Origin of the sequence: Streptomyces sp. NBC_00376 (genome assembly GCF_036077095.1) — a bacterium.
Classification (GTDB): Bacteria; Actinomycetota; Actinomycetes; order Streptomycetales; family Streptomycetaceae; genus Streptomyces.
Window position 1 is genome coordinate 912777 of sequence record NZ_CP107960.1, and the last position, 12723, is coordinate 925499.

At 68.7% G+C, this 12723-nt stretch carries 9 protein-coding genes and 3 pseudogenes; 5 read left to right on the plus strand and 7 right to left on the minus strand.

What is annotated here, in order from left to right; translation table 11 throughout:
* Nucleotides 1-2 precede the first annotated feature (2 nt).
* The 4 genes from kdpB to OG842_RS04320 all read right to left on the minus strand — a co-directional run bounded on the left by kdpB (nt 3) and on the right by OG842_RS04320 (nt 6668).
* Nucleotides 3-2132 (minus strand): potassium-transporting ATPase subunit KdpB, encoded by a 2130-nt coding sequence (gene kdpB / locus OG842_RS04305; protein WP_266727578.1) that lies wholly within the window; start codon nt 2130-2132, stop codon nt 3-5.
* Nucleotides 2132-3796 (minus strand): potassium-transporting ATPase subunit KdpA, encoded by a 1665-nt coding sequence (kdpA, locus tag OG842_RS04310; RefSeq protein WP_266727579.1) that lies wholly within the window; start codon nt 3794-3796, stop codon nt 2132-2134. Before kdpA ends, kdpB begins: the two co-directional genes overlap by 1 nt.
* A gap of 12 nt (nt 3797-3808) precedes the next feature.
* On the minus strand, nt 3809-3898 hold the full coding sequence (gene kdpF / locus OG842_RS04315) for a K(+)-transporting ATPase subunit F (protein ID WP_266727580.1): 90 nt from the start codon (nt 3896-3898) through the stop codon (nt 3809-3811).
* A 250-nt stretch (nt 3899-4148) separates the two neighbouring features.
* Nucleotides 4149-6668 carry a DUF4118 domain-containing protein gene (locus OG842_RS04320; RefSeq protein ID WP_266727581.1) on the minus strand — a complete coding sequence of 840 codons (2520 nt, stop codon included), beginning with the start codon at nt 6666-6668 and terminating at the stop codon, nt 4149-4151.
* A gap of 430 nt (nt 6669-7098) precedes the next feature.
* Here OG842_RS04320 and OG842_RS04325 point away from each other — a divergent pair.
* A pseudogene (locus OG842_RS04325) lies at nt 7099-7509 on the plus strand (amino acid transporter); the annotation flags it as partial.
* A gap of 59 nt (nt 7510-7568) precedes the next feature.
* Here the strand turns inward: OG842_RS04325 and OG842_RS04330 are convergent.
* From OG842_RS04330 to OG842_RS04340, 3 genes are all read right to left on the minus strand, one after another.
* A complete protein-coding gene (locus OG842_RS04330) occupies nt 7569-8471 on the minus strand; it encodes a JmjC domain-containing protein (protein ID WP_266727583.1) in 903 nt (300 codons plus the stop codon).
* A 34-nt stretch (nt 8472-8505) separates the two neighbouring features.
* Entirely contained in the window at nt 8506-9375 is an 870-nt protein-coding gene (locus OG842_RS04335) for a JmjC domain-containing protein (protein WP_266727585.1), read from the minus strand.
* A gap of 92 nt (nt 9376-9467) precedes the next feature.
* The gene (locus OG842_RS04340) at nt 9468-9659 is read right to left on the minus strand and encodes a hypothetical protein (RefSeq protein ID WP_266727587.1); all 192 of its coding nucleotides are present in this window, start codon (nt 9657-9659) and stop codon (nt 9468-9470) included.
* Nucleotides 9660-10324: 665 nt separating this feature from the next.
* Between OG842_RS04340 and OG842_RS45145 the strand changes: the two are divergent.
* The 4 genes and pseudogenes from OG842_RS45145 to OG842_RS04360 all read left to right on the plus strand — a co-directional run.
* Nucleotides 10325-10367, plus strand: a pseudogene (locus tag OG842_RS45145) (hypothetical protein); the annotation flags it as partial.
* 60 nt (nt 10368-10427) lie between these two features.
* A pseudogene (locus OG842_RS45150) lies at nt 10428-10682 on the plus strand (NADP-dependent phosphogluconate dehydrogenase); the annotation flags it as partial.
* 164 nt (nt 10683-10846) lie between these two features.
* Nucleotides 10847-11926: a Dyp-type peroxidase gene (locus OG842_RS04355; protein WP_266727589.1), complete on the plus strand. Its 1080-nt coding sequence runs from the start codon at nt 10847-10849 to the stop codon at nt 11924-11926.
* Entirely contained in the window at nt 11926-12723 is a 798-nt protein-coding gene (locus tag OG842_RS04360; protein WP_266727591.1) for a family 1 encapsulin nanocompartment shell protein, read from the plus strand. The genes OG842_RS04355 and OG842_RS04360 overlap by 1 nt, the downstream gene beginning before the upstream one ends.

The window sequence follows — 12723 nt, forward strand, 5'->3', positions numbered from 1 at the left end:
TGTCAGCGCAGGCCGGGGATGAACTGGATGAGGAGGTCGAGCAGCTTGATGCCCACGAAGGGCAGTACCAGCCCGCCGAGCCCGTACATCCAGATGTTGCGGCTGAGCAGTGTCGCTGCGGAGGACGGCCGGTAGCGCACGCCCCGCAGTGCCAGCGGAATCAGGGCGATGATGATCAGTGCGTTGAAGACGATCGCCGAGGCGATCGCCGAGGTCGGGCTGTGCAGTCGCATGATGTTGAGCTTGTCCAGGCCGGGATGGACCACGGCGAACATCGCGGGGATGATCGCGAAGTACTTCGCGACGTCGTTGGCGATCGAGAACGTCGTCAGCGCACCACGCGTGATGAGCAGCTGCTTGCCGATCTCGACGATCTCGATCAGCTTCGTGGGGTTGGAGTCCAGGTCCACCATGTTCCCGGCCTCCTTGGCGGCCGAGGTGCCGGTGTTCATGGCCACGCCGACATCCGCCTGGGCGAGCGCCGGGGCGTCGTTCGTGCCGTCGCCGGTCATCGCGACGAGCTTGCCGCCCGCCTGCTCCCGCTTGATGAGGGCCATCTTGTCCTCGGGCGTGGCCTCGGCGAGGAAGTCGTCCACTCCTGCCTCATCGGCGATGGCCTTCGCGGTCAGCGGGTTGTCGCCGGTGATCATGACCGTACGGATACCCATCCGGCGCAGCTCGTCGAACCGCTCCCGCATGCCCTCCTTGACCACGTCCTTGAGGTGGATGACGCCCAGGACCCGGGCGCCGCGTTCATCGCCGTGCCGGGTCACTTCGCCGACGACCAGCGGGGTGCCTCCGCTCGCGGAGATGCCGTCGACGATGCCGCCGACCTCTGCCGTGGGGTGGCCGCCGTTGTCACGGACCCAGCGCATCACGGCCGTCGCCGCTCCCTTGCGCAGAGACAGGTTCGCCTGAGGGTCGTTGAGGTCGACACCGCTCATCCGGCTCTGGGCGGTGAAGGGTACGAACCGTGCCTGGGCCAGTTCTCCCTCGCCACGGCCTCGTAGGGCGTACTGCTGCTTGGCGAGGACGACGATCGAGCGGCCCTCGGGGGTCTCGTCGGCGATCGACGACAGCTGGGAGGCGTCCGCGAGTTCCTCGGTGCTCACCCCGTTCACCGGAAGGAACTCGGCGGCCTGACGGTTGCCGAGGGTGATGGTGCCGGTCTTGTCGAGCAGGAGGGTGTTGACGTCGCCCGCGGCCTCCACCGCGCGCCCGGACATCGCCAGCACGTTGCGCTGCACGAGCCGGTCCATGCCCGCGATGCCGATCGCCGAGAGCAGCGCACCGATCGTCGTGGGGATGAGGGCCACCACGAGGGAGACAAGGACGACGATGGTCTGCTCCGCCCCGGCGAAGATGGCGAAGGGCTGCAGGGTCGCCACCGCGATCAGGAAGATGATCGTGAGGGATGCCAGCAGGATGTCGAGCGCGATCTCGTTCGGTGTCTTCTGCCGTGCGGCCCCCTCCACGAGTGCGATCATCCGGTCGATGAAGGTCTCCCCCGGCTTCGAGGTGATCTTCACGACGATCCGGTCCGAGAGCACTTTGGTACCGCCCGTGACGGCCGACCGGTCGCCACCGGACTCGCGGATCACCGGCGCCGACTCTCCCGTGATGGCCGATTCGTCGACGCTGGCGATGCCCTCGACCACGTCTCCGTCGCCGGGGATGGTCTGCCCGGCCTCGACGACGACATGATCGCCCAGACGGAGAGCGACGCCCGGAACTTCCTGCTCCGCGGCGTCGGCCGCGCCCGGCTGCCAGCCGGTGAGACGACGGGCCATGGTCGTCGTCCTGGCCCGGCGGAGCGTCTCCGCCTGGGCCTTTCCTCGTCCCTCGGCCACTGCTTCGGCGAGGTTGGCGAAGACGGATGTCAGCCAGAGCCACCCCGTGATCACCCAGGCGAAGACACTGGGCTCCTTGATGGCCGAAAGCGTGGTCAGCGCCGCCCCGACCTCCACCACGAACATGACGGGGTTGTGGACCATCACTCGCGGATCCAGCTTGCGCAGGGCGTCGGGGAAGGATGTCAGGAGCTGCCTGGGATCGAGCAGTCCGCCCGAGACCCGGTGCTGCTGGCGTCCGGCGCCCGGCGGGGTGGGAGCGGGAGTGGCGGTCGTGGTCATCAGTGCAGGCCTTCCGCGAGGGGGCCGAGCGCGAGCGCGGGAAAGTAGGTCAGCCCGACAACGATGAGGATCACTGCGGTCAACAGCCCGACGAACTGCGGCCGGTGGGTGGGCAGGGTGCCCGCGGTGACCGGAACGGGTTGTTGTTCTGCGAGAGAGCCGGCGAGCGCCAGGACGAACACCATCGGCAGGAACCTGCCGACGAGCATGACCACACCGAGTGTGGTGTTGTACCAGACGGTGTTCGCGCTCAGCCCTGCGAACGCCGAGCCGTTGTTGTTCGCGGCCGACGCGAAGGCGTACAGGACCTCGGAGAAGCCGTGCGGACCGGAATTGAGCATGGCCGCCCGCTCACCCGGGAGCGCCATCGCCAGCCCCGCGCCCACCAGCGCGACCACGGGCGTGGTCAGGATGTAGAGCGAGGCGAACTTCATCTCCCGGCCCCGGAGCTTCTTGCCCAGGTACTCGGGTGTCCGGCCGACCATCAGACCGGCGACGAAGACCGCGACGATCGCCAGGATCAGGATTCCGTAGAGCCCGGATCCGGCGCCGCCGGGCGCGATCTCCCCCAGCATCATGTTGAAGATCGTCATTCCGCCGCCGCCCGGCGTGTACGAGTCGTGGGAGGAGTTGACCGCTCCGCACGACGTGAGGGTGGTCGACACGGCGAACAGGGCCGAGGCCCAGATCCCGAACCGCGTCTCCTTGCCCTCCATCATTCCGCCGGCCGCGTGACCGGCGGTGCTGCTGACGCTGTGCAGCTCGTTGGCGGTGACGATGGCGACCGACGCGCCCCAGATCAGTGCCATCACGGCGACGACGGCGTATCCCTGGCGGTTGTCGCCGACCATCGTCCCGAATGTCCGCGGGAGCGAGAACGCGATGACCAGCATGAGGTAGATCTCGATCAGGTTGGTGAAGGCGTTGGGATTCTCGAAGGGGTGCGCGGAGTTCGCGTTGTAGAAACCACCGCCGTTGGTGCCCAGTTCCTTGATGGACTCCTGGGAGGCGACGGGGCCTCCGGGCAGGCCCTGGTGCCCGCCCGCGATGGTGGTGATGTCATGGATTCCGTGGAAATTCTGAACGGCACCGGCAGCCACCAGAACGATCGCGAAGACGAAAGCCAGCGGCAGCAGAACGCGAAGCACGATCCGTGTCAGGTCCACCCAGAAATTTCCGACGCGATCGGTCTTCTTCCGGTTGAAGCCCCGGATCAGTGTGGCGACGACGGCGATACCCACGGCCGCGGATACGAAGTTCTGCACCGTGAGGCCCGCCATCTGGACCAGGTGCCCCATCGCCGACTCACCGGAATACGACTGCCAGTTGGTATTGGTGACGAAGGATGCCGCGGTGTTGAACGACTGGTCCGTGGAAACCGGCTTCATTCCCAGGGACAGCAGGAGATGGTTCTGCAGGCGCAGAAACGCGTACAGGAACAGCACCGACACGGCCGAGAAGGCCAGGATGCTCCGCAGGTAGACCGACCACTTCTGGTCGGCGTCGCCGTTCACTCCGCCTGCCCGGTAGATGAAGCGTTCGGCCCGCCAATGGTGATCAGCAGTCAGGACGCGGGCCATGTAGCCGCCCAGCGGGCGGAATGAAAGACCTAGCGCAACCACCAGGGCAAGTACCTGGAGCCAGCCCGCGAGGGTGTCGTCCATCCGGGATTTCTCCTAGAACTTCTCGGGGAAGATCAGGCAGATGACCAGGTAGATCACGAGGCACGCGGCAACGGCCAGGCCGACGATGTCTTCCACGCTCACAGGCGCCCGACCCCCTTGGCGGCCAGGCCGAGAAGGGCGAACACGACTACCGTGAGGCCGATGTACGCGATGTCCGACATGCGCGAAGCACCCCGCAGAGTCATGAGGGACGTGAATTCCGGGCCCTCCCGGCCGGCATATGGAGTTGATCCGGAAAACGAGATCCATACCGTTCTGACGGTATATCAGTTGGCGTCGGAATTGCTTTGCAGCCCTGTGCGCCGATGGGATGACCGTGGAGTGCGTGGATTCACTCGTTGCGGCCGGATGTCGTGGAGCCGCCGGGCGCGGAACCCGGAAGAGTGAGCATCACCGAGAAGCCGCGGCTCTCCGCGGCCGTCTCCAGGGTCCCGTCCATGGCCTCGGCCAAGTCGCGCGACAGCCGCACAGCCAGGCTGTCGGCCCTGGGGCCCGGAGCCCGAAAGGCCTCGGGGCTCAGTTCCGGGCCCCGGTCGGGCGTGCCGTCCTCCACCCGAATCCTCACGCGGCCGATCTGTACCTCGGCGGTGATGACGGGGGGCCGGTCCGACGGGCTGTGACGCAATGCATCGGCCCCGAGGGCGGTCAGGGCACGGGTGAGGAGAGCGGCGTCGGCGATCACGTCGGGCAGCTGTTCCGGCAGGCGCAGGGTGATCGAGTGGCCGCCGGGCCCCAGGTCGTCCAAGGCGGCGGCCAGCATCTCGTTGAGGTCGACCGGGCGGAGGTAGAGATCGAGTGCCCCGGCATGCAGACGGCTCACATCGTCGAGATCAGTGACCAGCTGCGCCGCACGGTGCACCGCCGCGCGTGCAGAGTCCAACAACTGTGCCTCCTCCGAGACAGTCTCGCCGGAGCGTCGGCTCCGCAGGCGCACGAGCGCTTCTTCGGCCGTATGCAGCGGAGCACGCAGATCGCGCCCCGCCGCGAGAAGCAGGGATGCCCGGGTCCGTTCGGCGTCGGCAAGGATGTCCGTGCCGTCGGAACATCCGGCGATCCGCCCTCGGGCATGTGCCAGCCCCAGTTCGGCGGCGCATGCAGCGAGGACGCGTTGGTCCTCCGTACTCAGCCCTGACCCACGCACGGCCAGCGTGAGGTTGTCGTCGACGGGGCTTTCCGCATCCGCCTCATAGGGTTTTTCCGGTGGCCGCTCCCCTGCGCTGGCGACCACGTACCAACGGGGCGCGGGAGATGCTTCCGGATCCCTTTCGAGCAGGCTGATCGCACTGAGACCGAAATTCTCCCGGATCTGCTCCACCAATTCCGTCAGATCCTGGCCACGCATCATGGCGGCGGCCAGGCGGCTCAGCGCCCTCGCCTCGGATGTCGCACGTACGGCCTGGTGCGTGCGCCGAGCAGCCGTTCCCGCTGCCGTGCCGACGAGAGCGGCCGTGGCAATGAACACGACGAGTGCGGTAATCGCGTCAGGGCGCTCGATGGCCAGCGAGTGCACCGGGGCGATGAAGTAGTAGTCGGCGAGCAGGGCGGCGGCAATGGCCGCGAGGAGCGCGGGGTAGAGCCCTCCGACCAGGGCGACCACGACGACGGCAAGCAGATAGACGACGAGGTCGCCCGAGAAGTCAAGGTGGGCGCGCACCGCGGTCAGCAGGAGTGTCAGTACAGGCAGCAGCACCACGGCGCCGGCCAGCGCAGCCCAGTACCGTCTTGGGCCCGTGCCGCGGCTCGGATGCGGAAGCCTCAGCACGGCGGCCCCTGCTGCCTCCCTGTGGGTGACGATGTGCACGTCGATGGGGCCGGACCCCTTGATCGTCCGCTCTCCCACACCTGCTCTCAGGAGGGAGGCGAGGCGACCGTGCCGGCTCGCGCCCAGCACGATCTGAGTGACGTTCTCCGCCTCGGCGAACTGGAGCAGGGCATGGACGACGTCCTCGCCCGTGGTCTGGTGGTAGCTGCCGCCGAGTGACTCCAGAAGGGTGCGCTGGGCGTCCAGTACTGCCGGGTCGACGTCGGTGAGTCCGTCCTCCAGGACCACGTGGAGGGCCAGCAACTCCGTTCCGGGGGTACGGGCGCTGATCCGCGCGGCACGGCGGATCAGCGTCTCGCCCTCGGGTCCGCCGCTCAGGGACACCAGGATGCGTTCCCGGGTCTCCCAGGGGGCGATGATGCCGTGTTCCGCGCGGTAGCGCTGCAGCCCTTCCTCCACCCGGTCGGCCAGCCACAGCAAGGCGATCTCGCGCAGTGCGGTGAGGTTGCCGACCCGGAAGTAGTGAGTGAGGGCGGACTCGATCCGGTCCGGCGCATAGATGTCGCCATGGACCATGCGGCGGCGGAGCGCCTCCGGTGGCAGGTCGACCAGTTCGATCTGGTCGGCCCGGCGGGCCACCTCGTCGGGCAGGGTCTCCCGCTGCGTGACGCCCGTGATCTGCCGCACCACGTCGTTGAGGGACTCCAGGTGCTGGACATTGAGCGTGGTGACAACATCGATGCCGACGTCCAGGAGCTCCTCCACGTCCTGCCACCGCTTGGCGTTGCGGACTCCCGGAACGTTGGAGTGGGCCAGCTCGTCGACCAGTGCGATCTGGGGGCGGCGGGCCAGGACCGCGTCGAGATCCATCTCGGTGAAGAGCGCACCGCGGTGGCTCAGCGTACGGCGGGCCACCGTCTCCAGGCCGTCGGCCATGGCCGCGGTCGGCCGACGGCCATGCGGCTCGACGAAGCCGACGACCACATCCGCACCCCGTGCGCGCAGCCGCTGACCCTCGGCGAGCATGGCGTACGTCTTCCCGACCCCGGGGGCGGCCCCGAGGTAGATCCGCAACCGTCCACGTGCCACCGGTGGACTCCTGCCCAGGTCACCCCCATGTCACGTTCGCGCCCTTCCATGGTGCGCCCGTCGAGGCCGTTCCACTCGACGACCCCGGCAATGGTGGCGGAGATGTCCGGCTGTTGTCCGCGCCGGGCCCGCAACACCTGTACGGATCGTCGTCAGCGGCTCCGGTACGGATGCCCGCGCCTCCCCCGAGCCCGGTCCAGGGCATTCCCTCTGGCCTCACCGGGGCGTTCGCACACTGCGGAGGTCGAACGCAGTGTGCGGGCGGGGACACGTCTTCGCCCGGTACGGGAAGCCCTCGGTCGCGGATCATTGCGTGCGTACGCTGAGGCAGCCGTCTCGCCGATGGCCTGCACCGTTCGCTTCGCCGCACGTCAGGAGCACAACGATGGCCACCCCTTCCCATGAGCCTCCGGGTCGCCTGCGCGCATGAATGCTGGAGAGCCTGTCCGACATCGCCGGACACCAGCAGGGGCCGCACGCCAAGCCCGAGCCCGCGGGCAAGGGGCAGCGGTGGTGGCGGGTGATGTGCCTGACCGGCGTCGACTACTTCTCCACGCTGGGCCATCAGCCGGGCATCGCCGCCCTCGCAGCCGGACTGCTGTCCCCCGTGACCACCATCGTGCTCGTGATCGTCACGCTGGCGGGGGCACTGCCGGTCTACCGACGGGTGGCCGAAAAGAGCCCGCACGGCGAGGGCTCGATCGCGATGCTGGAGCGGCTGCTCTCGTTCTGGAAGGGCAAGCTCTTCGTCCTGACACTGCTCGGCTTCGCTGCCACCGACTTCCTGATCACCATCACACTGTCGGCCGCGGACGCCTCCGGCCTGCGGATGAACCGGCCTCGCAGCAGGCCCCGGGCCAACGCCTCCACATCCCCTCCCACCTCGCCCTCACAACCGGATCAGCCCAGCAGCGCGCTCAAGGAACCCTCGGCGGTGTGCTGTTCGCGACGCATTGCACCCCGGGCCAGATGTACCAGCTCTTCTGGCATGAGGCCGGTGAGCGTGCGGCGAAAATGCGCGATGAGGTCGTTCGTGGCTCCGGTCAACGCTGCGTCGTCGTTGGGCCTGGCGGGCAGTCCGTCGCCGTTCAGCAGGAGTGCTTCGAGAACGGCGTACAAGTGGGCGGAGCCGGCCTCGCGGACCGTGAACGAGAGGTGAGCGGACGAGCTTCCCCCGGTGGCTTCGGCCTCATGCGCGAACCCCCGCGGCACGTAGAGGACTTCGCCCTGACGCAGAACCACGTCGAGCAGCGGATCCCCCGGGTCGCCGTCCACGCGCTCGGGCTGCCAGTTCCCGTCGGGCGGTCCTGGATACACCCGCCACCGCTTCGAGCCGTGTATCTGAACGGCCAGCACGTCGGCGTCGTCGCGGTGCACAGGACGGCCCTGCGTCCCCGGCGGGGTGAGGAAGAAGAACGCCTCCACCTGACGTTGAAAACACTCCGCGAGCCCATCGGCCAGTTCCCGCACGCCTGCGTGCCACTGGTCGACGTACCGCAGAAGGAGCGTGGCTCCCTCCTCGCCGATCAATCGGCGCACCGCCCCGGCATCCACGTAGCGGTTGTCGATCCCGCCCAGGACGACACGGGGGGAACAGTAACGCTCCTCCGGTACCGGACCGTCCTCGTGCACAAGCGTCGCGTACGGGGTGGTGAGGAGACCTGCGTCCAGGATCCTGTCCAGCTCGGCGACCGTCAGCGCCTCCGTCAGGGGGGTGCGGGGATGTAGTACGGCGGGTGTGCGGCGCCACAGGGTGCGATGGAACACCTGCTCGTCGCCCACATATCTTGCAAGCGGGCCCATCGTTGCCTCTCCATGTTCCATGCCGTCGGCTTGATCAGACGGTCTGACGGTTGCTGTACGCACGCGGTCTTGCCCGGCCGATGACATCGTCCGGGGTGACCGCGTCGAGCCGTGCGCTGAGATGGTCCAGGAGTTCGGCCGCGGTGCGCAGCAGGGCGTCGTCGTCCAGCGGACGGCCCGGCAGAGTCAGGCCGTCGACGATCCCCGTCAGCAGAGCGGTGCGCAGATGCTCCGCGCCGGCTTCTCTCACCACCACTGTCAGATGAGCCGACGAGGCGTCGCCCACCGCTGTGGCGGTGTGCGCGAAACCTCTCGGCACATACAACACTTCACCGGCCTCAAGGACCGTGTCCAGCAGCGGCGCCCCCGGATTCTCCTCGCGGACCGGCGCCCAGTCGCCGTCGGCCGGACCCGCGTACACCTGCCAGTGCTTGGCACCGCTGAGCTGGATCGCCAGCAGGTCTCCGTCGTCCCGATGCACCGGACCCCGGCGGCCGGGCCGGCTCAGGAAGAAGAACGCCTCGACGAGCCGGCCGAGCCGCTCGGCAACGCCCCTCGTGAGTTCCCGCACCGGGGGATGCCACTGGTCGACGTAACGGAACTGCAGGGTCGCCCGTTCTTCATCGATCAGTCGTCGGACCGCCGCCGCGTCAACGTACCCCTGGACAGGGTTCCCGGTGATGACGCGCATCGGACAGAAACGCTCGTCGGCGATGCTCCCCTGCGCGGTGTACAGGCCGACATACGGAACGCGCAGCAGCCCCGCGTCGAGGAGCGCGTCCACGTCCGAGAGTGTCAGCACCTCCAGCGGCGGGTCCTGCGGCCGCAGGAGCACCGGTTCCTTCCGCCAATACGTACCCAGGAGCTGCTCCACGTTCGGTACGCACCGTTCCAGCCAGTCCATCGTTCCGTCCCTCTCCAAGGGGACCCGCCGGTGTGAGCACCGGCGGGTCCCGGACGCGCTTGCGCGCACCCGCGTGCGCGTCGGTCAGCCGATCAGATGACGTCGGGGTAGCAGTCCCCGCACCCGGCCTCGATCTTCTGGTCCGAGGTCGGGGACTCCGCGGCATGCCCGACGGACGGCACGAAGAACGCCCCTCCGGCAACGGCGAGCGCCGCCACGCTCAGCGCGGCACGCTTGGAGATCTCCGCACGCTTCAACGGCTCTACGGCCTGGGAATACGACATGACCACTCCCTTCCCCGGCAGCGGTTTCCGCCGCATCCGGGTATTCACTCGGCCCCGGTTCCGAGGCCGGGACTGATCTTGCGTCGGCCCGCGTACGGAGGAGAAGCAGCGCTGACGTATTCCATACGCCACTTACGGATCTCTGATGCACCGTCTCCTCCCCAGCAGGTGTCATGTGTTGTGAGTTGCAGGAAACGTCGTTTGTAGCGGCAAAGGGTGAAGGCGGGTCCAAGGACGGCGAGGTAGTTGCGGGAGTGGCATTCGTAGCGGTGGTCGAGTCTGCCGTAGCCGGTCAGCCAGGACGTGATCCGCTCGATGCCCCCGCCTTCAGCGCGCGAGGGGTTCCCTGGATTCGGTCCTTCGCACCGGCAGCCGCAAGTCAGGATGCCGCACAGCGGCCACGCATGAAGGTACGGAGATCACCGGATGCCGCCCGTACCAAGAGGAGCTGTCCGGCCGCGACACCCTCCCTTGACGATCCATCAGCAAACTCGGCAATAGGTCAGCACCCCCTGCTGAAGACCGCCTCGAACCTCCAAGAGACGCCGAGATCGACAAGGCGACGAACCATCCGTGACCTGGGAAAACACAGGCAGCAAGCTCAGCGCCGGCATCACCTGCCGGCCCTCGTGAAGATGGTCCACAACGGCATCGAGTACGCGGACATGCAGCTGATCGCGGAGGCGTACGACCTGCTGTGCTCCGTGGCCGGGTACTCCCCCGCGAAGATCGCCGAGACCTTCCGCGGCTGGAACACCGGCCGCCTCGACCCGGCAGTTCGCCGAGGAGATCGGCGCGGCCCAGGACGACTGGCGCGCGGTGGTCGCCGAAGCCGTGCGGCAGGGGGTGCCGACACCGGGTTTCGCCGCCGCGCTCGCGTACTACGACGGGCTGCGCGCCGACCGGGCTGCCCGCGGCCCTCACCCAGGGGCAGCGCGACTTCTTCGGCGCGCACACCTACCGCCGCACCGACCGCGAGGGTTCCTTCCACACGCGCTCCGGGGCGGCGACCGGTCGGAGGTCGTCGACGCGCGGACGTCGGGGGTGGGCCGCCCCCGCGTTCGCCCGGCCGGGTGCCCCGGGTTGCGACCCCTTCGCGGCCGTGCGTAAGTGGCAACGGACCCCCGCCCCATCCGCACCACGAGGCCACTGTCCCTTCCCGACGTCGCCGCCCCTGGAGCCCTCCTATGCCCGACGCCACCACGGAGCCGGATCCGGCCGCGGCCCAGCCCGTAGTCGCCCCGCTGACCAGCGCCGCGCTCATCCTGGTCGCCACGATCGAGCCCGGTGGCGAGCCCGCCGTGCGCGAGGTGCTGCCCGGTCTCGCGGCCTTCGCCCGCTCCATCGGATTCCGGTTCCCCGACGCCGGCCTGGCCTGTGTGACCGCCATCGGGTCCGGTGCCTGGGACCGGCTGTTCGACGGGCCGAGGCCGAAGCAGCTCCACCCGTTCCAGGAACTCCACGGAGCCCGCCACCACGCGCCCGCCACCCCGGGGGACCTGCTGTTCCACATCCGGGCCGAGCGGATGGACGTGTGCTACGAGTGGGCGGCCCAGCTGCTCGATCGGCTCGGCGGCGCGGTGACCGTCGTCGACGAGACGCAGGGGTTCCGCTACTTCGACCACCGGGACCTGCTCGGATTCGTCGACGGCACGGAGAACCCGGTGGGGGCGGACGCCGTCTCGACGGCCCTGGTGGGCGCCGAGGATCCCCCGTTCGCGGGCGGCAGTTACGTCATCGTGCAGAAGTACCTGCACGACCTCACGTCGTGGAACGCGCTGAGCACCGAGGAGCAGGAGCGGGTCATCGGCCGTACGAAGTTCGACGACATCGAGTTCACCGACGACATCAAGCCCGCCGACTCGCACATCGCCCTCAACACGATCACCGACCCGGACGGCACGGAGCACGACATCCTGCGGGCCAACATGCCGTTCGGCAGCTTCGGACAGGGCGAGTTCGGGACGTACTTCATCGGTTACGCGGCCGATCCCGGCGTCACCGAGCAGATGCTCCGCAACATGTTCCTCGGCAGTCCGCCCGCCAGCCACGACCGCATTCTCGACTTCTCGACCGCGGTCACCGGCACCCTCTTCTACGCCCCCAGCGCCGACTTCCTCGACGCCCCGCCGCCTCCGCCCTCCTCGGCCGGGACCGATGCCGCGCCGGAACCCGCGTCCGCGCCGGTGACGGCGAAGACCTCGGCCCCGGCCGCCCCTGTCGACGGTTCGCTGCACATCGGCAGCCTGCAAGAAAGCGCCCAGTGATGAACAATCTGCACCGCGAACTCGCCCCTGTCACGGAAGCCGCATGGGACCAGATCGAAGAGGAGGCCCGGCGCACCTTCAGCCGCCATGTGGCGGGCCGCCGGGTCGTCGATGTCTCCGGCCCGGACGGGCCCGAACTGGCGGCCATCGGCGACGGTCATCTGCGCGACATCGATCCGCCCGCTCCCGACGTCATCGCACGGGCCCGCACCTCGGTGCCGGTCATCGAGTGGCGCGTGCCGTTCACGGTGACCCGGTCGGCCGTGGACGATGTCGAGCGCGGTTCGGACGACAGCGACTGGCAGCCCGTCAAGGACGCCGCCCGCACCTGTGCGTTCGCGGAGGACATGGCGATCATCGACGGGTACGCGTCGGCCGGGATCACCGGGTTCCGGGACGGCTCCTCGCACTCGCCGCTGGCGCTGCCCGCCGACGCCCGGGACTATCCGGCCACCGTCAGCCAGGCGCTGACGCAGCTGCGGCTGTCCGGTGTCGACGGCCCGTACCGGCTGCTGCTGGGCGCCGACGCGTACACCGAGGCCACCGAGACCTCCGACCACGGGTATCCGGTCGCCACCCATCTGGCCCGGCTGCTCGACGACCAGATCCTGTGGGCGCCCGCGGTCACGGGCGGGGTACTGCTGTCCACCCGTGGCGGCGACTTCGAACTGCGCCTGGGCCAGGACCTGTCGATCGGCTATCAGGACCACGACGCGACGAGCATCCGGCTCTACTTCCATCAGGCGTTCACCTTCCGGATGCTGACGCCGGAGGCCGTGGTCCCGATCATCGCCTGA

Coding starts and splice junctions, on each gene's coding strand:
- OG842_RS04330 (WP_266727583.1), bottom strand. CDS start 8,471: ATGGGCCCGCTTGCAAGATATGTGGGCGACGAGCAGGTGTTCCATCGC.
- kdpA (WP_266727579.1), bottom strand. CDS start 3,796: ATGGACGACACCCTCGCGGGCTGGCTCCAGGTACTTGCCCTGGTGGTT.
- OG842_RS04335 (WP_266727585.1), bottom strand. CDS start 9,375: ATGGACTGGCTGGAACGGTGCGTACCGAACGTGGAGCAGCTCCTGGGT.
- OG842_RS04340 (WP_266727587.1), bottom strand. CDS start 9,659: ATGTCGTATTCCCAGGCCGTAGAGCCGTTGAAGCGTGCGGAGATCTCC.
- OG842_RS04360 (WP_266727591.1), top strand. CDS start 11,926: ATGAACAATCTGCACCGCGAACTCGCCCCTGTCACGGAAGCCGCATGG.
- OG842_RS04355 (WP_266727589.1), top strand. CDS start 10,847: ATGCCCGACGCCACCACGGAGCCGGATCCGGCCGCGGCCCAGCCCGTA.
- kdpB (WP_266727578.1), bottom strand. CDS start 2,132: ATGACCACGACCGCCACTCCCGCTCCCACCCCGCCGGGCGCCGGACGC.